The organism is Paenibacillus pinihumi DSM 23905 = JCM 16419 (assembly GCF_000422505.1).
Lineage (GTDB): Bacteria > Bacillota > Bacilli > Paenibacillales > Paenibacillaceae > Paenibacillus_D > Paenibacillus_D pinihumi.
Genome location: NZ_AULX01000006.1, coordinates 138,585 through 161,991, shown reverse-complemented (window position 1 = coordinate 161,991; position 23,407 = coordinate 138,585). Strand labels below are relative to the sequence as shown.

General features: G+C 48.7%; 19 protein-coding genes and 1 pseudogene. 17 read left to right on the top strand and 3 right to left on the bottom strand.

Annotation, left to right across the window (positions count from 1 at the left end; genetic code table 11):
• Positions 1–18 precede the first annotated feature (18 nt).
• From H583_RS0100630 to H583_RS0100610, 5 genes are read left to right on the top strand one after another with little or no spacing between them, the layout of a single operon-like run.
• Positions 19–1,821, top strand: coding sequence for an ABC transporter ATP-binding protein (locus H583_RS0100630; protein ID WP_028558775.1), 1,803 nt, complete (start codon positions 19–21; stop codon positions 1,819–1,821).
• Positions 1,802–3,589 carry an ABC transporter ATP-binding protein gene (locus H583_RS31475; protein ID WP_051235801.1) on the top strand — a complete coding sequence of 596 codons (1,788 nt, stop codon included), beginning with the start codon at positions 1,802–1,804 and terminating at the stop codon, positions 3,587–3,589. The genes H583_RS0100630 and H583_RS31475 overlap by 20 nt, the downstream gene beginning before the upstream one ends.
• Positions 3,590–3,613: 24 nt before the next feature.
• Positions 3,614–4,891 (top strand): APC family permease, encoded by a 1,278-nt coding sequence (locus H583_RS0100620; RefSeq protein WP_028558774.1) that lies wholly within the window; start codon positions 3,614–3,616, stop codon positions 4,889–4,891.
• Complete coding sequence (locus H583_RS35025) at positions 4,872–5,987, top strand: NAD(P)/FAD-dependent oxidoreductase (RefSeq protein WP_051235799.1); 1,116 nt, start codon at positions 4,872–4,874, stop codon at positions 5,985–5,987. Before H583_RS0100620 ends, H583_RS35025 begins: the two co-directional genes overlap by 20 nt.
• A 3-nt stretch (positions 5,988–5,990) precedes the next feature.
• A complete protein-coding gene (locus tag H583_RS0100610) occupies positions 5,991–6,461 on the top strand; it encodes a GNAT family N-acetyltransferase (protein ID WP_028558773.1) in 471 nt (156 codons plus the stop codon).
• Positions 6,462–6,612: 151 nt separating this feature from the next.
• On the opposite strand, the gene rsgA is transcribed toward H583_RS0100610, so the two are convergent.
• Entirely contained in the window at positions 6,613–7,674 is a 1,062-nt protein-coding gene (gene rsgA / locus H583_RS0100605; protein WP_028558772.1) for a ribosome small subunit-dependent GTPase A, read from the bottom strand.
• A 579-nt stretch (positions 7,675–8,253) separates the two neighbouring features.
• Between rsgA and H583_RS0100600 the strand changes: the two genes are divergently transcribed.
• The 4 genes from H583_RS0100600 (at position 8,254) to bshB2 (ending at position 11,657) form a co-directional block, all read left to right on the top strand.
• Positions 8,254–8,655, top strand: coding sequence for an iron chaperone (locus H583_RS0100600; RefSeq protein ID WP_028558771.1), 402 nt, complete (start codon positions 8,254–8,256; stop codon positions 8,653–8,655).
• A 24-nt stretch (positions 8,656–8,679) separates the two neighbouring features.
• Positions 8,680–10,290, top strand: a complete 1,611-nt coding sequence (locus tag H583_RS31465) for a stalk domain-containing protein (RefSeq protein ID WP_051235797.1) — start codon at positions 8,680–8,682, stop codon at positions 10,288–10,290.
• A gap of 244 nt (positions 10,291–10,534) precedes the next feature.
• A complete protein-coding gene (locus tag H583_RS0100585) occupies positions 10,535–10,879 on the top strand; it encodes a YojF family protein (protein ID WP_028558770.1) in 345 nt (114 codons plus the stop codon).
• A gap of 121 nt (positions 10,880–11,000) precedes the next feature.
• Positions 11,001–11,657 (top strand): bacillithiol biosynthesis deacetylase BshB2, encoded by a 657-nt coding sequence (gene bshB2, locus H583_RS0100580; RefSeq protein ID WP_028558769.1) that lies wholly within the window; start codon positions 11,001–11,003, stop codon positions 11,655–11,657.
• Positions 11,658–11,715: 58 nt separating this feature from the next.
• Here the strand turns inward: bshB2 and H583_RS0100575 are convergent, their stop codons facing one another.
• Positions 11,716–12,927 carry an IS701 family transposase gene (locus H583_RS0100575; protein WP_028558768.1) on the bottom strand — a complete coding sequence of 404 codons (1,212 nt, stop codon included), beginning with the start codon at positions 12,925–12,927 and terminating at the stop codon, positions 11,716–11,718.
• Between the two features lie 249 nt (positions 12,928–13,176).
• Between H583_RS0100575 and H583_RS38020 the strand changes: the two are divergent.
• The 5 genes and pseudogenes from H583_RS38020 to msrB form a co-directional block, all read left to right on the top strand.
• A pseudogene (locus H583_RS38020) lies at positions 13,177–13,401 on the top strand (response regulator); the annotation flags it as partial.
• Between the two features lie 91 nt (positions 13,402–13,492).
• Positions 13,493–14,542, top strand: coding sequence for a sensor histidine kinase (locus H583_RS0100570; RefSeq protein WP_028558767.1), 1,050 nt, complete (start codon positions 13,493–13,495; stop codon positions 14,540–14,542).
• Between the two features lie 132 nt (positions 14,543–14,674).
• Entirely contained in the window at positions 14,675–15,388 is a 714-nt protein-coding gene (locus H583_RS0100565; protein WP_081666917.1) for a cytochrome c biogenesis CcdA family protein, read from the top strand.
• A 16-nt stretch (positions 15,389–15,404) separates the two neighbouring features.
• Positions 15,405–15,959 (top strand): TlpA family protein disulfide reductase, encoded by a 555-nt coding sequence (locus H583_RS0100560; protein WP_051235792.1) that lies wholly within the window; start codon positions 15,405–15,407, stop codon positions 15,957–15,959.
• A gap of 23 nt (positions 15,960–15,982) precedes the next feature.
• On the top strand, positions 15,983–17,131 hold the full coding sequence (gene msrB, locus H583_RS0100555; RefSeq protein WP_036708030.1) for a peptide-methionine (R)-S-oxide reductase MsrB: 1,149 nt from the start codon (positions 15,983–15,985) through the stop codon (positions 17,129–17,131).
• Positions 17,132–17,265: 134 nt separating this feature from the next.
• Here msrB and H583_RS0100550 read toward each other — a convergent pair whose 3' ends face one another.
• Positions 17,266–18,618 (bottom strand): glycoside hydrolase family 30 protein, encoded by a 1,353-nt coding sequence (locus H583_RS0100550; RefSeq protein ID WP_028558763.1) that lies wholly within the window; start codon positions 18,616–18,618, stop codon positions 17,266–17,268.
• Between the two features lie 166 nt (positions 18,619–18,784).
• On the opposite strand from H583_RS0100550, the gene H583_RS0100545 reads away from it, so the two are divergent.
• From H583_RS0100545 to H583_RS0100535, 3 genes are all read left to right on the top strand, one after another.
• On the top strand, positions 18,785–19,600 hold the full coding sequence (locus tag H583_RS0100545) for an AraC family transcriptional regulator (RefSeq protein ID WP_036708028.1): 816 nt from the start codon (positions 18,785–18,787) through the stop codon (positions 19,598–19,600).
• A gap of 148 nt (positions 19,601–19,748) precedes the next feature.
• Positions 19,749–20,600, top strand: coding sequence for a metallophosphoesterase family protein (locus H583_RS0100540; protein ID WP_028558761.1), 852 nt, complete (start codon positions 19,749–19,751; stop codon positions 20,598–20,600).
• A gap of 212 nt (positions 20,601–20,812) precedes the next feature.
• A complete protein-coding gene (locus H583_RS0100535) occupies positions 20,813–23,122 on the top strand; it encodes a helix-turn-helix domain-containing protein (RefSeq protein WP_028558760.1) in 2,310 nt (769 codons plus the stop codon).
• The last annotated feature ends 285 nt before the right edge of the window (positions 23,123–23,407 follow it).

Genomic DNA, 23,407 nt, shown 5'->3' with positions numbered 1-23,407 from the left:
TTGTGATGGAGGTTCAGAATGAATGTTAGCTTATCAACCTTAATTCGATTTTTGAAGCCGTACCAAGGCTGGATATGGGTAAGTGTCGTATTCTCATTAATTGTTGGCCTGATCGATATTAGTTTGGCGATATTATCCCAGCATTTGCTGGACGGAGTTGTGGGGTCGGAGGAAACGGCTAAAGTGATGCCGCTGTTATATGCGATTTTGGCTGCCATTACATTAGGCGTGATATGCAAATATATTGTGAAGTATACCTCGGTCCATTTCAGTGCAAATGTGCTTCAGAATATGAGAGCCCAATTATTTCGCAAGTTTGTAGGTATACCTGTATCGTACGTCGAAGAGCGGCATTCCGGGGAATTGGGCTCCCGAATCAACAATGATGCGACAGCTATTGAACAGGTTTTGGAAAATAAATTTTATGAATATATCTATAATCCCATCGTCTTCGTTTGTGCATTTGTCTATTTGGTACAAATCAACTGGCAATTGCTGCTATTCAGTATGGTTCTAATCCCAACTTCAACCTTTTTGATTGGCCGGCTAGCCAAGCCGTTAGACCGGATGGCAGCTGAAGTCCAACTGCAATACGGGGAAATTAATACCTCTGTTCAGGATACGGTGGGTGGCGTTCCGGTACTAAAAGCTTATAATCTCGAGCCGGAGTTTCGCCGGAAATTTTCGGGAGTGTTAAAGCAATTATTCGGAAGAATGTTGCGAGTGGAAAAACGAAAGGCATGGATGGAGCCGGTAAATACGATTCAAATGTGGGGGACTTATTTTCTGTGCACGATTCTTAGCGCTTACTTGTCGGCTGCCGGATACATATCAGTAGGAGAGCTGCTTGTCTTTCTCGTGCTGATTAACCAAATCATCCATCCAATTAATGCGCTGCCGGGACTGATTAGCAATTATAAGCTGACTTTAGGAGCTGTAGGCCGCATTGAGGAAGTTCTGTCACAAGAGGACGAGAGAAGTGACGGGACCAGACTGGAGGAGTTGCGCAAGACAACAGCAAATAGAGATAGCCATGCGGGTCCGGAGTGTATTCTTGAAATGCGCGGGGTATCATTCGGATACATTCCGGATCAGCCTGTATTGAATAAAATTGGGTTCACTCTTCAGACGGGTCAAATGTTGGCAATTGTAGGACCAAGCGGCAGCGGGAAATCGACTCTGATCCAATTGATTTGCGGCATTCAGCAGCATCAGGAAGGGGATATCCGGTTCTATGGACAACTTGCACAGGACATCACCCTGAGAGATATAAGAGCTAGCATAGCGCTTGTGTCTCAGGACAGCTTTTTGTTTCCGGGAACTGTTGCAGACAATTTGCGAATTGCAAATCCGCAAGCAAGTATCGAACAAATTATGGAGGCAGCCCGCGCGGCACATGCACATGAGTTTATAGATAAGCTTCCGCACGGCTATGACACCATAATCGAGGAAAGAGGAGCGAATTTCTCAGGTGGTCAAAAGCAGAGGCTTGCCATTACCAGGGCAATTCTAAAGCAGGCACCAATATTAATTTTGGACGAGCCGACATCAGCGCTGGACAAGCATTCGGAAGAACGCATCCAGCAGGCCCTGGAACGAATAAAAAAAGACCGGGCAGTCATTGTTATTGCCCATCGGTTATCTACGATAGTAAGTGCAGATCACATTATGGTACTGGATCGGGGTGTCGTCACACAGGAGGGCACGCATCAGGAATTGCTTCAAAGCGAAGGATTGTACAGGGAACTGTTCCGCCATCAGCAGTCTGATCAGCATGTATCCGTCCAGGGAGGAGGCCTGTATGAGCACAAAAGCTTTTAATATTAAAGAGTGCATTCAGGTACTGAATTTGATGGGGCGACGAAAGTGGCTGTATTTGCTTGGCGCCATCGGAGACGGGGCCTCTCACGCAAGTCTTCCGATCATTGCGGCGTTTGTCTACATCGATTCATTTAATGCAGCGATGGCGCGGGATACGGATATGATCATCAATTCGGCCATTCTTTTCAGCATAAGTGTTGTATCCGTATCCATCTTCGCAGCTATTTGCAAGTATATAAGTATTTATGCGGCCAAAGCCTCTGTCCGGGATCTTCGGGAAACCTTATATAACAAGGTTGTAGGGCTCCCTTTGGAGAGACATGAACAGACGCATAGTGGTGATTATGTGTCGCGAATGACAGTGGATACGCAGGCAGTTGAGGATTTGTACCTGAATCAATTTAAGTCCTTTTTTTATTTCTTTAATTATAGTGTCGGGTCTATTGTAACAATGCTTATCCTGGAATGGAGAATTGCAATTGTACTGATTGGAGTTACGATTATTTCTGCTTATTTTGTATCCCGGTTTGCCAATTCATTGCGAATTCTAAGCAATGAATTGCAAGAAGCCAAAGCGGAAATGACGGAACGTACGATTGACCTCATCTCGGGTCTTCGTGTGATTAAGATGTTTCAGGCTGAATCTTTTATATTGAACCGCAACTCTGAAACCAATGACAGATTGACCCGGACGAAGAAGCGGATCGGCTTCAAAACAGCCGTTATGGAGGCGGTAAGCTACTTTTTACATGTTATCAATTACTATGGTGTAATCCTTTTCGGCATCTTTATGATTATTACCGGCCATATAGGCATTGGAATCGTAATTGCCTTTGCCCAATTGCAATTTAATATGTCGAATGCTTTTTTACAGCTTGGCCAGTTTGTGGTGCAGCTTCAAGGCGGCCTTGCCGGAGCGGCGAGAGTTACGGAACTGCTGCATGAATCTCCTGAGCAGTCCCATTTTTCGCAGGATGAGAAACTGAACAGTAGCCGTATAGAGAGTGAACCGGTTGAAGTCGAGTTTCGGGAGACCGTTTTTGGTTACGCTGCCTCCGCTCCCATTTTGAATGGCATGAGTTTTGTAATAAAAAAGGGGCAAGTAGCAGCCCTTGTTGGAGCAAGCGGAGGGGGCAAATCAACCGTTATTAAGCTGCTTCTCGGATTTTATAAGTATCAGGCGGGGGAGATATTGCTTAATGGACAGCCGCTGGGCAATTACAAGCGATCAGATCTGCGAGACCTGTTTGCTTATATTCCCCAGGATGCCCATTTGTTCGATGGTACCATATTAGATAATATTCGTTATGGGAAGCTTGATGCCACAGAGGAGGAGGTTCATGCTGCTGCTGAGGCAGCCATCGCACATGATTTTATTGCATCGTTCCCTGAAGGCTACCGGACAAAGGTCGGGGAACGTGGTTCCAGGCTCTCTGGCGGGCAAAAGCAGCGAATTGCTATTGCACGGGCATTTCTCAAGAATGCGCCGATCGTTATATTGGATGAGGCCACCTCAGCACTTGATGCGGAGTCTGAACGGCTTGTGCATGCCTCACTCCAGCGCTTGATGGAAAATCGCACGGCCATTGTTATCGCACACCGGTTGTCGGCAATCCGAAAAGCCGATCTTATATACGTCGTAGACAATGGAAAGATTGTCGAAAGCGGGACCCATGAGGAGCTTATTGTGCTTCAAGGCGCTTATTTCAAACTCCAGAATCAGAGCGGCGCCCCGGATATTCATTCAGCAGCATGGGTGACAGCTTAGAGTGAGAAAGGAAATGGAAACAAGGTGACAGATAACGATAATCTTAATAAAGGACTTGGAACCTGGGGACTTACGGCATTCTATGTTTCCTCCATTGTTGGAGTCGGAATTCTGGTTGTACCTGGTATTGCTTATCAGTTGGCAGGTCCGGCATCGCTGGTGTCCTGGTTAGTGCTCATACTGGTTTCGTTCCCGCTTGCGTACTTGTTCTCACGCATTTCCATGCGATACCCGAATAACGGGGGGATTGTGTATTTTATTCGCCTCCGGTTTGGAAAACCGCTCGGCCAGGCGACCGGCTTTTTATTGACCCTTACCATGATTGTGGGAAATCCTGTTATGGGGATTGCGTCTGCCAGATATTTTTTTCATCTATTCGATATTGCACCGGATGTCGGGCTATTACTGGCTGGAGCTTTTGGCTTTATGCTAATCTCCGTACTGTTCAACATGGTAAAGCTGCAGCTCAATAGCCGTATTCAACTGGGGTTGCTGGGATTGCTGCTGGCGGGTTTGATCAGTATCGTCATATTCGCTGTTCCGCATTATCGGATAGAATCGATGACACCGTTTGTGCCTAACGGATGGGGAGCTGTCGGTACGGCTATGGTTGTATGCCTTTATTCGTTCTTGGGATGGGAAAATGTCTCCTCGATTGCCGAGGAGGTGCGCGATCCGGCACGAACCTACAAACAGGCAATGATTATTTCCGTGATAATAGTCGGCGTTTTATACTTAGCGCTGGCTTCCTCGATTGTTCTAACGATTCCCTATGAGGGAGGGGGAGTTGAAGAACTCGCTATCGCAAAATTGCTGGTGTTAATCAGTTCACCCCAAGCGGCACTGTTTGGAAATCTGGCCGCAATATTATTGATGGTCCTTTGCACCAACGCCTGGGTCCTAAGCGCGTCCCGGTTTATCTCTTCCCTGGGCAGAGACGGCGTGCTTCCCTCCTTCTTGAACAAAACATCCCGGCGGACGAACGTTCCCTACTATTCGTTATTTTTCCTGCTCATTTCTTATGGTGTTGTTCTGCTGCTGCTATTTTTGGCTAACGGTCAAGAAAAGGAGCTGATGCTGTTTGCCAACGGCAGCTTTGTGCTGGTATATTTGCTTGCGTTTTTAGCCAGCTACAAGCATTTTGGCAGCAGGTATGCAGATAGTTTTGCAGTTATATCTTTGTTATTTTGTTGCGTATCTTTATATTTTATAGGCTGGATTGCTTTACTGCCGATTATCTTTATTATCATTCAGATCCTTTATCAAAGGAGACGTTCTGCACATGTTCAGCAAAACTTATGATGCAGTTATCGTGGGTGGGGGAGTTATAGGCGCTTCGATTTTGGCTCAAATCGCCCGTAGTGGTCAAATAAAAACGGTGCTTCTGGAAAAAATGTCTTTTGGAATGAACGGACCGACAGCAAAATCTGGAGGTATGCTGCGAACTTACCATCCGGATTCGTATCTCAGTGATTTGGCATATGAGAGCATGCCGCATTTCATGAACTTTGAACAACTTTATGGCAGCAGTTGCGGATATACGAAGACCGGCTTAATCGTAGTTGAACCCGCGGAACGTCTAGATGCGGTGAAGAAAGAAGTAGAGCGCATCAATCGGCAATCCCCGGTACTCGAATGGAAACAGGGACCGGGTGATGCTTTTGGCTCCTCCATTTGTACAGGCAAGCAGGATATCGCGATATTTGAAGAGCGTGCCGGGTATGCCAATCCTTCACTAACAGCCCAGGCTTGGGTTAATTTTAGCCGCGGTTGCGGTATGGATGCAATGGAAGGCATAGCGGTCACAGAGCTTATGGTGAAGAATGGAAAAGCTACAGGCGTGAGAACAACAGCAGGTAATATTGCAGCAGATATTATTATTGTGGCGGCAGGCGCATGGAGTAAAAAAATAGTGGAGCAGGCAATTGGCCGTTCCGCTCCCATTCGCTCCAAAGCGATTCAAATGGATGCGTTCATTCGGCCGGATAAAACGGAGGCTCCGTTGCCTTTTACCGATTATACGAATCAATTATACGGAAAGCAGGGGGCAGGCTCTGTGCATATGATCGGACTGCCGGTAGACCAATGGGATATTGACCCTGATCAAGAAGAAGCCGTAGATCCTGTTCTGGCAGAACATACGAGAGTATGCGCGGCCGGACGGTTGGATTGGGTCAAGGGAGCATTATATGCGGGCGGGAAGCGAAGTTTTGACGCCTATTGTACAAATGGACGGGGATGGACCGGCCAAGTAGATGGGGTAGAGGGCTTGTTAGTATGTACAGGCTGGGGGGGCGGAGGATTTAAGGTAGCTCCTGCGGTTGGTAAAATCATTGCAGAACTGGCAGAGAAATGTTTAGATAGAAAAAGGAAAGTATTTCAAATTAAGGAGTGTTGATAAATGACGGAGAACATCACAGACGGTTTGATCTTGCGTCAAGCGACTACGGCGGATGCCGCGGCGGTAGCCGTTCTCTTTGATCAATACCGGATTTTCTATGGCCAGCAGACGGATATTGCCGGAGCTGAAGCCTACTTGCAAGAGCGTCTGGAACGGGGGGAATCGGTTATTTTTGTCGCATGGGACGGGGAGACCGGGCAAGCAGCAGGGTTTACCCAGTTGTACCCGACCTTTTCTTCTATTTCCATGCAGGCCTCATGGATTCTAAATGATTTGTATGTTCCTGAAGCTTTCCGTCAAAGGGGGATTGCGCGTCAGTTAATGAACACGGCCAAACATTTTGCAGCAAGCACAGGAGCGAAAGGGCTAGCGCTTTCCACCGGGATTAACAATAATACTGCCCAACGTCTTTATGAATCGCTTGGTTATGAACGGGACGAAGACTTTTATCACTATTTTTATACGGTTTAACAGGTCTTCTCATTGAGATAAATAGAACTGCTTATAGGGCGGATAAAGACCCGGGCATTCTTCTTATTTAGAAGCCCGGGTCTTTATCCGCTTTTCAAGCGTGATGGCTAATTCATCATCCATGCAAACCGATTATTTTTAAGATACTCCATTAATACTTCCTTCTCTTATTTATTACGGATAATTTATTCCACTTGTCTTTCTCCCGGAGGTAAGCAGCTTTATCAGTTACGAACAGATTTTCCTTCTTCAATTGCAGGTAACGGTGCCAGCGGTCCTCGCTGAGCCCGCCGCTTGCAATGGATTGTCTGACTGCACAGCCTGGTTCCTTCTCATGTGTGCAATCTGAAAATTTGCATTGATAAAACAAGGACTCCACATCAGAGAACGTCTCGCTAATTCCCGTATTCGCATCCCACAGCCCCAGCTCACGCATCCCAGGCGTATCAATAATCATCACACCGTTGTTAAGTAGTGTAAGCTGTCGATGGGTTGTCGTATGGCGGCCTTTGGAGTCGTTCTCCCGAATGTCGGCTACCTTCATAATTTCTTCTCCGGCCAGCGCATTAACCAGACTGGATTTGCCGACACCGGATGAGCCAAGAAATACGATAGTCTTTCGTGGCTGCAAATAGGTTTTTAACTTGTCAAGCCCTTCCCCTGTCTTGGAACTGATTGCAAATACGTCCGCCCCAATCGCAATTTCCCTGACCTGTTGAAGCTGCTGTGACACCTGATCCGACAGATCGGCTTTGGTCAAAATAATGACAGGCTGCGCACCACTTTGCCAGGACATTGTCAAATAGCGGTCGATCCGTTTTATATTAAAATCATAATTAAGCGAAGCCATAATAAACACATAGTCGAAATTTGCGGCGACCATCTGTTCCTGTACGCTCTTGGCAAAGCCTGCATCATGGCCGGAGTAATCACTCCGGGAAAAGGTCGATCTGCGTTCGCCGGTTTTTACAATTAAGCTGTCACCGTCGGGATTATACTGAAGCAGCACATAGTCCCCAACGGTAGGGAACCGTTCTTCTACGGCTACGCTATAGTAAACACCTGATTTGAGTTTTGCTCCAATTTCTCCATACTGACAGACAACCTCATAGCGTTCCCGGTGTACAGCGGTGACCCGGCCTGGAATCGGGGCGGAGGGGTCAGTTGAATCTTTTATAGGGGTAATACCATAATCTTCAATGTTCGTATTCATGATCTTTTGCCTCCATATTTTAAAATTCTCGTCATGTTTCAATGGATTACGCTTGTTCCGTTTTTCATTAATCTCTTACTCACGATTGGAAAAAAAGCCATGCCAAAAAAGCGCAGCAAGCAGCCATTCACATGGATAGGCTGATCTGCACTTGAGTTGAAAAACAACAAAGAAACACACCTCAACAAGTGTGCCTGCAGTTAACAGTATTCACGAAAGGTTCCTTTGACAAATGGGCATTAACGCTAGCTCAAATAAACGTACCCAACTTCACTCAAATTCTGAAGCAGTTAGAGTACAGGTCTGTCTATAAGCGCATGAGCTGCCCGTATTTAGTTTTAAGCGTTCATCACCGTTACATTGATTGTCATTTGAGAAACATCCCCTTTCGAATGCGTTGTACGCGAAAAATAGAATTGGTATATGCAGGAAAAACCTGCTATCGTTAAATATACAATGCTCTTTCAATTATGTAAAGTTAAATCTTAAAATGCAGAAATATGAAATAACTTATATATTGAGAATTCAGGTTGAGTCGGGTATATCCGCTTAAACCCGGGCACAAGGAAGGAGAACAGGATGGAAGGCAGCAATAAGGCCACTTATGAATCGGTCACGGATTATATTTCGCAATTTCCTGTAGAGGTGCGCGTAATACTGGAGGAGTTGAGAGGGGTTATTCGTGCAGCAGCACCGGATGCCAAGGAGAAAATTAGCTACCAGATGCCGACCTTTGAACTGTATGGCAATCTGGTACATTTCGCCGCCTATAAGAATCATATTGGATTCTACCCGGCACCCAGCGGCATCCAAGCCTTTCAGGCTGAATTGTCGCCCTACAAAGGTGCTAAAGGATCGGTCCAATTCCCGATTGATCAACCGTTGCCGCTGGATCTGATTATCAGAATTGTAAAGTTTCGGGTGACTGAGAATGTGGAAAAAGCAATGGAGAAGCGTAAAAGCAAAAAGAAGCAGTCGTAAATAAACCATTTATGGGGGATACCAATGAGCATTCGTATTCGATTCCTGGCAGTAATCCTATTAATTGTTATGATTCTTTCTGTTACATTGTTTCCATTCCAGCAACAAGTCTCAGCGGCAAGGACACCTCAGGTTTCCAAGATTTCAGGACAAATCGCGCTTTTTACCGATGGCACCGTCTGGGTATGGGGCAGTGACCCGTACGGATCTGATGGCAGCAGCTTTGAGCCGGAAGGACTGAGAATTCCAGTACAGATCAAGGAGCTGGCTGATGTCATTGATATTGCCCGTGGAGGCGGATTCTCCGTGGCATTAAAAAAAGACGGTACCGTCTGGGTGTGGGGGAGCGGCCAATTTGGAGGACTGGGAGACGGGAGAAATATGTTCTCCGAGAATCTGACCTTCCCTATGGAAGGGCCAAAGCCATATAGTCAAAAGCCTGTTCAGGTGAAAGCACTTTCCGACATCGTGGCAATCGCAGCGGGAGGTCATGGGTTAGCACTTCGAAAAGACGGCACGGTTTGGGGCTGGGGACAAAATGGGGCAGGCCAGATCGGAGCCGGAAAATATGCAGAATCCATGATGCCTGTAACTCAGGTTACCGGCTTGCCGGTCATTCAGTCTATTGCAACAGGCTGGTTCCACAGCCTCGCACTGGATACGAACGGGGAAGTATGGATGTGGGGCGAAAATTACTTTGGCAAGTCGGGCGACGGTACGGAAAGCCGTCTTAATTATAATGAAGGAGGAAATCATGAGGTAGGTATGCCTCAAAACAAAGCTGTTCCCGTAAAAGTTAAGCAATTGTCGGATGTTGCCCGGATACAGGCTGTTGGAGACTGGTTTAATATTGCGGTCAAAAAGGATGACTCACTCTGGTTTTGGGGCAAAGACAACATTTTGTCCTTCAGCCATGGTGAAACCCGCAATCAACTGCTGCCTCGGGAAGTACCTGAGCTCCATGGGGCTCCCAGCGTCGTTAGCAATTATAATTTCAGCATGATTCTCAGGCAGGATGGCACCGTCTGGACGCTTGGATATAACAAGTTCGGACAGCTCGGAGTCGGAACCAAACAGGATAATATGAAGCCTGCGCAGGTACCCGGATTAAAGGATGTAATTGGAATAAGTAATGAAGACTATTCGGCGTATGCCTTGAAGCAGGACGGGACAGTTTGGGCTTGGGGGCGAAATGATCAGGGACAGCTTGGCAACCGCAACCGGTATCTTTTTTTGACACCACGGCAAGTGATCTTTAATCCAGATACCCCGGTTATGGAAAGGTCGATTGAAGTCATCCTCGATGATGTAGTGATACCGCTGCAAGCACCTCCAAAAACCATCAATGGGAGCCTATATGTCCCGGCTGCTGCAATCGTCAATCAGCTTGGCTATACGTTGACGGTCAGGAATCAATCGACTGCTGAAATCAAAAAAGGAAGCCAGATACTGATCGTTGAGAACGGGAGCAAAAGGGTCAAGATTAATCAGAAAACCAGTCAATTAGATAAGCAAGTGATCATTTCCGGCAGAGAGGTCTGGTTGCCAATGAATGCACTGAAGCTGCTGTTTGATGTGAAGTCTTACTATGAAGCTCAAAATCAGATTATCGCCATTACGACACAGAAAAAATAATTGATGTGGGAGCTTGTATGCTCATATTCAAAAAATCATAGCGCTGTTGGCGCTATGATTTTTTATATTTCAATATCTTTAAATAAAAGTGCCCAATCTGTCACAGTTTTGCAAGATCTTAAATTTAGGACTATACTAATAAAGAGCAGCTTTCGAAAAGTTAGGATAGAGCTTTAAATCAGCTGCTGTCAGGAATATAGAAAAAGGCATGATTGATATAAATTGAGTTATAGGAGGCATCACGATGCAGCATATTCATCCGGCAGATATCCAGCCCCGGATCGACCGGCTCAAAGACCAGGATTTATACATCCATCTTGAAATGACAACGGGAGCTTACGCTGCTCATCTGGACAGCTCCAAGCACCCGGCAGCAACCTTCATCAGCAATGCGGTGATCCGCTATTCCCACGGTTCCATTTCCGGGAACGGCCCTTACCGGGTCGGACTGAAGACAGCGTCCGGCTGGATTTACTCCGAAGGACTGACACATTATGAGGAGAGCGACAGCGAAAGGCTGATTATGGCGGGGCATGACAGCCAGGGCAAGCTGGTTGTAGCTTTGCAGTTGAGCAAGGAACCATTCTGAACGAAACCATCATGATGGAAGGCCGCATCATTGAAGTTGTTTTATAGCGGCAGCACATGACCGTACAGATATAAGGAGCCGGCAGCCCTTTTAAGCTGGTGAACAGGAGATGAAGAACAATATGGAACGGCATATACTTGTTGTACTGCCGCACCCGGATGACGAATCTTTCGGGATAGCGGGGACTTTGGCCATGCATTTGAATAACGGAACCCCGGTAACTTATGCATGCCTGACACTTGGAGAGATGGGCCGCAATATGGGGATTCCGCCATTTGCAACCCGTGTGACACTTCCGGAAATCCGGAAACAGGAGCTGGAGGCTTCCTGCCGCGCGATCGGAATCAAGGATTTGAGAATGCTCGGCTTCCACGATAAAATGATTGAATTTGAGGATCAGGAGCTGCTGGATTCCAGCATCGGCGCACTGATTGAGGAGCTGGATCCGTCACTGGTGATTACGTTCTATCCCGGCTACGCGGTACATCCCGATCATGATGCATGCGGAGAGGCGGTCGTTCGCACAATTGCGGGATTGCCGGAAGCCAAGCGGCCGAAAGTCCACTGTGTGGCATTTTCCAGAGATCATGAGCAAGCGATTGGCCGTCCCGATGTGGAGAATGATATCAGAGACTTTCTTAAGCAGAAAATGTCTTCCATTCAGGCGCACCGTTCCCAATTCCAGGCTGCAGAGCTTCTGGGAAAGAAGAAGCATACGGACAAGGAGCTGCAAGCCCGGTTCGGGAAAGAGCATTTCTGGACGTACCGGTTTGAGTAACTATTATCCTTCCTACTATAAATGAGTAAAATCGAATACAAAAATTGGTAGACTCCCTTTAGGCCAGTTTGAACCGCTCACAAACGACATGAAAGGGGACGCCCCTTTGTCCACATTCATAAATGGCTCGAACTCGGTCCTGTTGAACCTGTTTACGCACAAGGCGCAAGCCGTCACCGAACTGATGGGGTTGTTCCAAGCCAGTTGTGCAGTATAAATGAGTAAAGGCGAGCAAAGCCCAAAGGCGGATAAAGGCCGTGGACGAACGGACTTGGTACGTGTTTAATCCCAAGTTGTTCTTGGACTGGCGGAAAAAGATCTCAATCGGCCATCGTTTGGCGTAGTAAGCCAAAATAGTTTTCGTCTCGAGGGAAACGTTAGTGCATAGGAAAGCGCGCAGCCCTTTCGGTTCCCCAAAAGCATGCTCCGGCCAGCACAGCAGGACAACGGCATTGTCGATGTCGTTCAACGCGCCTTCGTACCGATACGTCCAGTAAGAGGAACCGTTCACGGTCACGAGGCGAACGTCTTCCTTCCGGATGTGGGTGGCAAAGTCTTGAACCGAAAAGCGAATGCCCTGTGGGTAGATAATCCGATTGGTCTTGAGCGCCCCAATGAGATGGTAACCCGCCGCAGCGTAGCAGTCGATGACACGCGCGCAGGTAAACCAGGAATCGACCAGCACGTACCCGCCATGAGGCGGAAGTGGAAAAGTCGCCGCCATGTCGCAGACGCGGTCGATTTTCGTATAGACCGTACCATCGGGGTGGGTTTTTGTTTTGTCGTAGAGATCAATCGAGTGAATGAGCGACAAGTCCGCGCATCCCACGAAGGCAGCCTGCATCTGGTGGCCCCACACGACCTTGCCCAGCAGATGCGAATGATGAAAACTGGTGAGCTCCATCGGAGCCTCAGCCTGTGACGAAGGCTTGCTCTTCTGTGCAATCGTATCATCATGGATGACGAACAGCGGATCCGCTGTCCGTTGGGACACTTGCATCACCTGGCGAAGGGATTCGGTCTTCACTTTGGCTTGCAGTACCCCATGGTCCCACTTCCCTTCAGCCAGAAAATGACCGAGTGTAGTGCGATGACAATCGCTGTATTCTGCCAGATCCACCACCTTGCCGCGAAATCCTTTCGCTGTCGCCGCCACCATATACGTTTCGATATGTGTCAGAACCGCCTTGGAAAAATACAACGGCAGCCGGTGATGCAATATATAGTTGCGAATCGTCGCATGATCAGGTACGATGGCGGTATGAGACATAGCGAATTCTCCTTGGTGTAGAATGGGGTTGTGGTGACTACTTTTACCACAAGGAGCGCGCTTTGTCTCTATTCTTTTTGGTTTTACAATTTACTGGAAGCGAATTTGCTCATTTATAGCTTCCTATATGAAAAGTGCAAGAAGCCGGACCAAATGGTCCGGCTTTTTAGATTTTTGTAATATTTATCGTTTACAATACATGAAAACGACAATGACTATAACGGATAGCTAAAAGAAAGCTGGTGCACGATGAGCCACAAGGTGCTGATTGTTGATGATGAGATGAATATTACGGACGTTTGCGGCCGGTATTTGCAGCGGGAAGGTTATCAAGTAATCATGGCGCATGACGGGGAGAGCGCCTTGGCCCTATGGAAAGCCGAGCAGCCGGACCTGGTTATTCTGGACATTATGCTGCCAGGCAAAAACGGGTGGGAAGTCTGTGAGGAAATTCGTCACGAGCAGGATATTCCGATTATCATGCTGATGAGCTTAATCCTTCCGAGCCGCAGTGGATCAGGACGGTATGGGGGATTGGCTACAAGTTCCGGAAGGGTGATTCAGCATGAAGTTAAGAACCTATCTGTTTCTGTCCAATATTGCCAGCCTCGGTGCGGTACTGGTCAGTCTGTTCATCATTTATCATCTCATGCTGCTGACGTGGCCCACCATGCTTCTGCTGATGTCAGTCACCCTGATTGCAGCGATTATCTCCATTTTGGTCCATGCATTAATCACCCGGCCAATCGTGGCTTCAGTGAACAATATCAGTGAAGCGAGCGGGAAGATGGCGGAGGGGGATTTCCAGGGAGAAGTTCCGCTGACAGGGCCCAAGGAGTTCAGGATGCTGGCGCTCCGGTTTAACGAGATGAAATCGCAGTTGGAGCACAGTATTCAGACACTGAAAAGTTCCGAAGCCTCCAGAAGAGAACTTGTCGCCAACGTCTCTCATGATCTGAGAACCCCACTGGCCTCCATACAATCTTACGTAGAAGCGCTTCAGGACCGGGTGATTGATAATGAAGCCGACTTTCAAAATTATTTATTGACCATAAAAAAAGAAACGGTGCGCCTGAGCAAATTAATTGATGATTTGTTTCAACTGTCACGGCTGGACGCAGGGGTCTACCCCTTCGATCCGAAGCCTTATCCCCTGGACACTTTAATTGTAGAAACCTTGCAAAGCCAGTCCTTGCTGCTCGAAGAAAAGCAGCTTAGCGTCAATACCAGTGTGCCTTACAATCTGCCGCCGGTACGGATTATGCCGTTTGAGATTCAGCGTGTCTTAAGCAATCTGCTGCAAAATGCCATCCAGTATTCGCCCCGGCACGGGGAAATCCATGTTCAGGCGCAGAGAAAGGGAGAGTATGTTGAATTAGTGGTACAGGATGAAGGCGAAGGCGTTCCGGAGGAAGAGCAGGATTTAATCTTTGAACGCTTTTACCGTACGGACAAATCGCGCAACCGCCATAGCGGCAGGGCGGGCCTGGGCCTTGCGATCTCCAAATCCATCATGGACTTGCATGGAGGAACCATCCGGCTTATTCGGACGGAGCGTCCGGGTACCGCCTTTTGTCTGACGCTGCCAATCGCAGACATAGGCGAGCGGCTGTAGTTAATACTTTATTAAGATCACTGTTAGATGCCTGTAACGTCCCTCCCTTATGCTTGGAACTGTAAGCAGGGAAATGGAAGAGAGTCATCTCTTTGTTCCCTCTTAAGGCAGATGGAGAGGGGGAAGGCGCTGATGACCGAACAGCTTTATATTGGAAGTGTGTTTGCCGCGGGGGTGCTGTCCTTCTTTTCGCCGTGCATCCTGCCGCTGCTTCCCGTATATCTGGGCTATCTGGGCAGTTCGGAGTCAGGAGGCCATCCGCAAAGCTGGAAGCTCGGCTGGCTGCGTATAACGCCGGTACTGCTCCTAAGAACGCTGCTGTTTATGCTGGGATTGTCGACGGTGTTCGTACTGCTCGGTTTTGGTGCGGGGGCGCTCGGCAATGTGCTTAGCAGCAGCTGGTTCATAACGGCTTGCGGCATTGTTGTGATTTTGTTTGGCATTTACCAGACAGGGGTCCTCAAGCTTTCGTTTTTGGCCAAGGAAAAGAAGCTCAATATGGAGCTGCCGTCCAAACAAAAGCACTTTGGCGCATTTTTGCTTGGCTTCACCTTCAGCTTTGGCTGGACGCCGTGCATCGGACCTGTGCTTGCCGCCATTTTCAGCCTCTCAGCCAGCGAAGGCTCGATTGGGGCAGGAGGGTTCTACATGCTGATCTACACACTGGGTCTGGGCGTTCCGTTTTTGCTGATGGCTGTATTGTCAGATTCGCTGCTTGTGCAGGTGCGCAAAATTTACAAGTACATGCCTGTTTTGAAGGCGGTTTCCGGTGTGGTCTTAATTGTGATGGGGCTCCTGCTGGTAACCAATAAAGTAGACTGGCTGGCGGCGAACTTGCAATTTTAAGAGGGAGTGATCATTTATGGCAGTGAACAAGAAATGGGGCTGGATCGTTGCAATCGTCGTGGTAGCAGTTATTGCTTTCTGGGGTATAAGGAGCACCAGTGTGACCCGTTCTGAAGTATCCGCGCAGGGAGAAACGGGAACGGTCAATCAGGGACAGGCGGCTCCAGCGTTTGAACTGGCGAATTTGCAAGGAGAAACCGTTTCTCTGAAGGAGTTCAAAGGCCAGAAGGTATATGTGAAGTATTGGGCATCATGGTGTCCGATCTGTCTGGCGGGCCTTGAGGAACTGAATGAGCTGTCCGGCGGCAACCATGACTATAAGGTGTTGACGATTGTCAGCCCCGGCTATCATGGCGAGAAATCCGCTGAGGATTTTACCAGCTGGTTCTCCAAGAGAGGGTATAACAATGTCGAAGTGCTGCTCGATAATGACGGCACGCTGGCCAAGAAGTTCGGTGTAAAAGGCTATCCGACATCCTATTATATTGGTTCGGACGGTACGCTGGTCAAAGGGTCCCCCGGACATCAGACCAATGAAGTGATTGAACAGACCTTTCAAAGCATTCATTAATTGATTCCGTGAGGAGGCTACTCATGAAAAGACGTCTGATTCATCATTCAATGAGAAAAGCAGGTTTTATCGGGTCCTTGCTGGTGGTGCTTCTGCTCTCTGCGTGTTCCTCCGTTGAGCAGCTTAGCAGGGAAATTACAGCTTCCGCAGCAGGCGGAGGGCGTGCAACGACAGCTACGCTGCCGAACCCGAACAAGGGGGTCGATTATTCCGGCAGCCACTTGCAGAACATTTATCTTGCGGGCGGCTGCTTCTGGGGGATGGAGGCCTATATGTCCCGAATTTACGGGGTGAGCGATGTCGTTTCCGGCTATGCGAACGGCACAGGCGAAAATCCGTCCTACGAGGATGTGACCCGGGGGGACCGGGGCTACGCCGAAACGGTCAAGGTGACGTATGACCCGGCCCGGGTCACACTGGGTGAACTGCTGGCGGATTATTTCAAGGTCATCGACCCGACCAGCGTCAATCAGCAGGGCAATGACCGTGGCATTCAATACCGTACCGGCATCTTTTATGAGCAAAAGCAGGAGCAGGGCGTCATTGAAGCGGCGGTGAAGCAGGAGCAGCAGAACTATGAGCAGAAAATTGTAACCGAGGTACTGCCGCTGCAGAATTTCTATTTGGCTGAGGAGTATCATCAGGATTATCTGGAGAAGCACCCGGACGGGTACTGTCACATTGATTTGAATATATTGAATGATCAGGAGATTAAGATTGATCCTTCTCTCTATCCGAAGCCAAGCGATGAGGAACTGAAGAAGAAGCTGACCAAGATTCAATACCAGGTTGCGGTTCTGGCTGATACCGAGCACGCCTTTTCCAATGAATATTGGGATGTATACGATCCGGGAATTTATGTCGATGTGACAACGGGCGAGCCGCTATTCTCCAATAAGGACAAATATGATGCGGGCTGCGGCTGGCCGAGCTTTACCAGACCGATTGCATCCGATGTCGTTACTTACAAAGCGGATACCAGTTACGGGCTGGAGCGGACCGAGGTTCGCAGCCGTGCCGGAGATATCCACCTGGGCCATGTTTTTGACGATGGTCCTGCTGACGAAGGCGGCAAACGCTACTGCATCAACAGTGCTTCGATCCGTTTTGTGCCGAAGGCGGATATGGAGAAGGAAGGGTACGGGTATCTGATTAGCGAAGCAGGAAATTAATTTCCGTGGAATAAGCTGTATCAACAATTGAAAATAACCGCCGATGAGCGCTGTTCTTCGCATCCTCATTTGGCGGTTATTTTGGTCATTCTGCTGCACGGGTCTGAGCCGCATAGTCTCTCGTCAGCAGCGAATTAATTGTTTAACGGGAACAGCAAAGTCTGGATCGCATGGGCAGGAATCTTCGATTCTGCAATGTCACCGCCGTTGGAAATCGTATACGGCAGTTCCTCATCCGTACGGTTCAGCACAACTGCAACTGCGCTGCCGTCCGGATTTTTGAATGCGATGGTCTCCAGCTTATCTGTATATTTGGAGCTGGCGATACGTACCGCACCCGGACGGATATATTTGCTGAAATGTCCAATGTAATAGTAGGAGCTTTGGAAGGTAAGGGAATCGTTTTTCGTGTCGGCGATAATTGGCGCGTCGCAGTAGTTGCCTACATGGTTTGGTCCGCCTTGCTCATCAAGCACGATGTTCCAATCTGTCCAGGCCGACATCCAGTTGTTCAGGTTGCCGATAATATCATGCGCATAGCGCTCGCCGCTCTTCCAGGAGCCGATTTGCACGCCGCCTTCATGGCAGCCTTCGGTAAAGACAAGCTGCTTGTCCGGGAAACGGTCATGAACAGCAGACAGCGCCTCGAAGTGATCGCCGGAATACCAGTGGAAGCCGATGCCCCAAATATATTTGGATGCCTTCTCGTCAGTGAAGGCAACTTTTGCCCGGTCGTACACGCGTTCCTTGTTGTGATCCCAGATCATCAGGCGGATACGGGATAGGTCTGCCGCTTCCAGTGCAGGTCCGAGATAGTCCGCTACAAAATCACGCTCTTCCTCAGCTGTATAAATACAGGAATCCCAAATCTGCTTCGCCTTGGCTTCATTCTGGACCGTCAGTCCCCAGACTGGCAGGCCTTCTGCTTCGTAAGCCTCGATGAATTTGACATAGTAACGTGCCCATGCCTCGCGGTATTCCGGCTTGAGCTTGCCGCCATTGTTCATCTCTCCATTGGTCTTCATCCATGCCGGAGGGCTCCAAGGGGATGCGTACAGCAGGAAATCTTCTCCAGCTTTGGCAGCCGCCTGCTTAATATAAGGGATGATCGCCTGCTTGTCGCGGCTAATATCGAAGTTCGACAAGGTCGGGTCTTCTTCTTCAACATATGCATAATTGCCAGTAGAGAAGTCACAGCTATTAATATGCGTACGAACAAGGTTATATCCGATGCCTTCTTCGGCATCAAAGTAAGCTTTAATAATCTCATCGCGGTTCTTGTCGCTCAACTTGTAGGCCGTTACAGCAGAAGCTTCGGTAATGGCGCCCCCGAATCCGAGAATGGTCTGATAAGTCAGGTCATCATAAATCTGGATCAGCTGATTTTCTACGCCATGCTCATCAGCCTTGAAGGTCAATGAATCTTTCTCTGTCAGTCTGTCCTGCGCTTCTTCTGTCTGAATTAATCGAATAACACGCTTGCTCATATTGTGAATACCTCCGTATTTCAAGTCGTTAGAACCCATAACCTTATTATCCTTAACTATTCATGTCATTATTATAGGAGGAATAGGCGGCTCATTGTAGAAACAATATGATTGTAAACCTATACGATCTGATCGTTATCAATAAATGAATGTGAGAGGTCCTGGCATGAAAACCAAGGAAATACATATTCGGCTATGCGGATACTCGCGGCATCAGGAGCCCTTCCATCAGGACGCCGACAGCCTGGATACCTATATTATCCGATTGCAGACCGAAGGCATCAGCCTGGCGCTGACGGACGGGGAATTTACTGAAATCGGCCCGGGCGATCTGCTGCTATTCAAGCCGGGTGATGCTTATAAACTGAGAATCGGAAAAACAGGAGTGCCGATGCAGCCAAGCAGCGATTATTTTGTAATCTGCTCCGGTCCCGGAATGGATGAATGGTGGCAGCTCAGGCAGCGGGAGACCCGAAAAACTATCGTCGTGGATGAACGGCTTAAGGGGATTTGGCATCAATTAATCGGTGAGAAGCGGCGGCTCAACGGTGGCGATCCGGAGCTGATATCCCTGCTTGCCCGTTCGCTGCTTATTCTGCTGGACCGGGCAATCGAAGAAGCGCCTGTCGCCCAGTCGCTCTCCGCTTTCCATGCGCTGAAGATGCGCAACTATATTGAAGAGAATGCGACAAGCCCAACCCGGCTGCAGGACATAGCAGGTCATGCGGGCCTGAGTGTGTCGCGTGCTGTTCATCTGTTCAAAGAGCATTTCGGCATGTCCGCGATGCAGTATGTACTGCAACTGCGACTCGCTCATGCGCTCGAACTGCTGGATCATAGTGTAATGTCATTGGAACAGATCGCTGCGGAGACGGGACTGAGCAGCTATACGTATTTTCACCGGGTATTCCGGGAAAAGTATGGCATTTCGCCCGGCGCATACAGGAAGAAGCGTATCGGCAAGAAAGGCGGTATGGATTGAAGGCTGGTTAACCGGATAAATGTTTAAGCTTATGAATCAAACGGTAAGAAATTTTACAAAAGTCACTCCTTCTTTTAATGGCGGCACAATAGTTGGGCGGTACGATAGAACAAAGCTCAGCATACACTAAAGGCCGGAGGGAGCAAGCATGAAACTGGTTATTATGGGAGACTTGCACTATCATGATGTCGATCCGGGTATTCCGGGTCTGCTTGTTGCACGCAATCTGTTCTATGGCAATCTGCTGGGACGGTTTCTGCAAACGGAAGGAGACCTCCATATTTCCCTTGGCGATCTGACAAATGCCGGATCAGCGACCGAACTCCGGGAAGTCAGCGAGATGCTCCGGCGCAAAAACCGCAGCTTCGTTCATGTGCTTGGCAATCATGATCTGTACACCCGATCGAAGCGGGAAGTGCTGGAGATTACAGGGCAGCAGCAATATCATATGAAGGATACCGGGCAATGCATCCTGGTGTTTCTGGATACAGCAAGAGAGATGGATTTGGTTAGCGGGGGCGGCTGGCTAGATGAAGAGCAGCTGGGGTGGCTGGAGGCAATCGTTTTGGCTTCGGGTACCAAGCCGATGATTATTTTCGCCCATCATCCCGTTCATAACACCACCATAGGCTCGGATCGTATAAAAGGCTCACTTCATCCGGATGTGCCGATATGGGATGTCCTGAAGTTAAAAAAGGGTACAGGGATTTACTTCAATGGCCATGCTCATGCTGATTCCATCGTGACGCAGCACAACTGGACTTTTATTCAGATATCTGCCTGTCTGGATCAGCCGGCATACCGGATTGTGGAGCTGGAGAAAAGCCGCTTCCAGATGACGGCTGTCGATGTCACGGATGCGGGTGTCGTTACCCACATTCCGCTGCTCAAGCATTACATCCCTTATTACTACCCGAATCCGGATGCGAGAGGGACGGATGCTGACCGGCAGATTGCCATTTCGCTGAAACCATCCAAGCGGCTGCAGAAAATCGATTGAATATCAGGATAAGCATTGTATCCGAAAACCACAGACTTTTGGTTACTGCGGAACCCTCAAGGACACACAATGATGTGTTTTGGGGGTTCTATGTGTTTCCCGGCAGATTTAGAAGACTTCCAGTCATTCATGACATGAAATATCCGGGCAAGGCTGGCTGAATCCGCGCTCATGGCGTACAATATGAAATGGGCTGTTAACGCTTACAGAATGTGCACCGGAAATGGGGGAGAGTCATCAAGTTCACCGGCCTGTTTTATAAATATTTGATCTCTTATTTAATTGTCCTTTGTATTCCTGCTATTGCGGGTTACGTATCCTACCGCGTTTCGATTGCCGAGACCCAGACGATCTCCATTGAAAACAGCGTTCTGCAGCTTCAGAAAAGCCAGGAAACGCTGGAGAGCCGGATGAGCGAGGTAGAGGCGTTTACCAGACAGCTGGCCATTAATCAGGATTTGAACTCGCTGATGCATGAAGCGATGCCGGAGGAGCAAGCGAATATTCACGGCATATGGAAACTCAACAGGGACATTACGGCAATTAGCCGTACAAATAATTTTTTGCAGGACTATTATGTCTATCTGAATAATTATAATCTCATCCTGGCCCCGGGTTCGTCTTATTTCCGTCCGGAGCATTATTATGAGAGCTTTCACTACCGGGATATATCCCGGAAGGAATGGGAGCAGGACTGGCTTGGCAAGACGCACCGTAGTGACATACTGCCTGCAATGCCGTACTCCAAAATGGGTGTGGAAACCTCGGTCATCTCATACATTCAATCATTGCCGTTGGAGAGCCTGAGCCCGACGGCCGCGACAGCAGTCGTGCTCATTGATCAGGAGCAGGTGAACAGCCTGCTGACGGTTATTCCTGAGCAATACGGAGGTTGGGCGCACATTATGGATGGCCAGGGACATACAATCGGCCTCCAGGGCATCGATCAGGCCCATGCGGCACAATTAGAGACGGAAGCTGCCAGCAAGCTGGAAGCGGACAAGGTAAGCCAAATGTACAACGATACGCTGCTGATTACCATTCGTTCGGAGAAGAACGGATGGGTATACCGGGCTGGCATTCCGAGAGAAGCATTGATGAAGAACGCCAATAAGATCAAAGATATTACCTGGGCAGTTACCGGGACGGCATTGCTGCTTGGAATCATTGCCGGGCTGCTGCTCGCCTATCGCAACAGCCTGCCGATTACAAAACTGTTGTCCATCTTCAGCCAGGAGTCCCGCGGTGTGCGGAATGATTATGATTTTCTGCAGGGGAATATTTCCGGGATGATTACAAACAATAAGCGTCTGGAAAGCGAGCTGAATCTGAAGTTGCCGCTGCTTCGGGATGCTTTTCTCCGAAGGCTGGTTGCGGGGGAATTTCTGTCCGGTTCCGAAATTGAAGCTGCGGCTAATCAGGCTGGAGTTATGCTGAGCGGCCAGGCGGGATATGCAGGACTGCTGAAAATTACCGGTTATGAAGACATGAATCATATTGATGTGCTAAATGAGCTGAATGCGGCCCGGCTGCTTGTGAAGCAGACGCTGCAGGATGTGGACGGCTCTTTGCTGATGACCGATCTGGGAAGCAACCAGGTTATAATTGTTTTCCTGATCGCCGAAGAAGCCGGAGGAGCAAGAGAAGAACAAATCAGCCGTATTGTGGAACAATCCTCCCGCAGTCTGTATGATCAATATAAAATTAGGGTGGCTGCCGCTATCGGATCATCGTTCAGCGAGCTTCGGGACGTAAGCCGCTCCCATGAGCAGGCCAAGGAGGCGATTGCCTACACGGACCCGAAAGAGTCGCGCATGCTCGTCTGGTTCGACGAAATCCAGATCGACAGCACTACCTTTTATTACCCGCTGGATGTTGAGCTGCGACTAATCAGTACAATTAAAGCAGGTGACGGCGAGAAAGCGCGGAGCATACTGGAAGATACAGCGGAACAAAATCTGGAGCGCCGCAATCTGTCCGCTGAAATGAAAAGACAGTTTATACTGGAGCTGAAAGGGACGCTCCTGAAGCTGCTTGATCAGAAGCCCTTTCATGAAACCGCGCTTGCGGAGCCGATGAAAGAGCGGATGCTGGGCATGGCCGGCGGTCAAAGCATGGAGTCTGCGCTTGAAGAAATCGGTACGATGATGGATACGCTGACCGATTGGATTAATACGAAGAAGAACAGCGAGCATAACGAGACGATTGAACAAATCCGGCAATGCATGGCCGACATGTATATGCAGCCGGAACTGTCGCTCTATCAGGTTGCTGAGCGGGTAGGTTACCCGGAGAAATATATCTCCGGCTTGTTCAAGGAAGTGACCGGAACGAACCTGTGGGATTATCTGGAGAAGCTGAGAATCGATCAAGCCGTGAGACTGCTCAGGGAAAGCTCATCTACCATTGAGGACATTGCCCAGAGGACCGGCTATAACAGTGCGCATTCTTTCCGCAGAGCATTCAAGCGGGCTGTCGGTGTATCACCGAGCGCTTACCGCCAGTTCAAAGACGAGGATTGACGCCAGTGTAACCTTCCGGATAGATGTACCCCGATGTTTTGCCCTTAATCTGTACCCTTATCCAAATGATGAAGCTGCCTGTAATGAGGCAGCTTTTTTTGCATGTTCAGCCAGAGTGCGAAAAAAAATCCGGAGCAACAGCAATCGGAGGCGCCTTTCACAAGGCTGCTTTACTTGAAAGCTATCCCTACGTGCCATTCACATTGTTGTCCGCAAAGAACCTGCCGCACAATACATCCAAAAGCCTTAAATGCCGCTGTACGCAAGGGATGTACCCCTCCTGCC

Coding starts and splice junctions, on each gene's coding strand:
- H583_RS0100630 (WP_028558775.1), top strand. CDS start 19: ATGAATGTTAGCTTATCAACCTTAATTCGATTTTTGAAGCCGTACCAA.
- H583_RS31475 (WP_051235801.1), top strand. CDS start 1,802: ATGAGCACAAAAGCTTTTAATATTAAAGAGTGCATTCAGGTACTGAAT.
- H583_RS35025 (WP_051235799.1), top strand. CDS start 4,872: ATGTTCAGCAAAACTTATGATGCAGTTATCGTGGGTGGGGGAGTTATA.
- H583_RS0100610 (WP_028558773.1), top strand. CDS start 5,991: ATGACGGAGAACATCACAGACGGTTTGATCTTGCGTCAAGCGACTACG.
- rsgA (WP_028558772.1), bottom strand. CDS start 7,674: ATGAATACGAACATTGAAGATTATGGTATTACCCCTATAAAAGATTCA.
- H583_RS0100600 (WP_028558771.1), top strand. CDS start 8,254: ATGGAAGGCAGCAATAAGGCCACTTATGAATCGGTCACGGATTATATT.
- H583_RS31465 (WP_051235797.1), top strand. CDS start 8,680: ATGAGCATTCGTATTCGATTCCTGGCAGTAATCCTATTAATTGTTATG.
- H583_RS0100585 (WP_028558770.1), top strand. CDS start 10,535: ATGCAGCATATTCATCCGGCAGATATCCAGCCCCGGATCGACCGGCTC.
- bshB2 (WP_028558769.1), top strand. CDS start 11,001: ATGGAACGGCATATACTTGTTGTACTGCCGCACCCGGATGACGAATCT.
- H583_RS0100575 (WP_028558768.1), bottom strand. CDS start 12,927: ATGTCTCATACCGCCATCGTACCTGATCATGCGACGATTCGCAACTAT.
- H583_RS0100570 (WP_028558767.1), top strand. CDS start 13,493: ATGAAGTTAAGAACCTATCTGTTTCTGTCCAATATTGCCAGCCTCGGT.
- H583_RS0100565 (WP_081666917.1), top strand. CDS start 14,675: ATGACCGAACAGCTTTATATTGGAAGTGTGTTTGCCGCGGGGGTGCTG.
- H583_RS0100560 (WP_051235792.1), top strand. CDS start 15,405: ATGGCAGTGAACAAGAAATGGGGCTGGATCGTTGCAATCGTCGTGGTA.
- msrB (WP_036708030.1), top strand. CDS start 15,983: ATGAAAAGACGTCTGATTCATCATTCAATGAGAAAAGCAGGTTTTATC.
- H583_RS0100550 (WP_028558763.1), bottom strand. CDS start 18,618: ATGAGCAAGCGTGTTATTCGATTAATTCAGACAGAAGAAGCGCAGGAC.
- H583_RS0100545 (WP_036708028.1), top strand. CDS start 18,785: ATGAAAACCAAGGAAATACATATTCGGCTATGCGGATACTCGCGGCAT.
- H583_RS0100540 (WP_028558761.1), top strand. CDS start 19,749: ATGAAACTGGTTATTATGGGAGACTTGCACTATCATGATGTCGATCCG.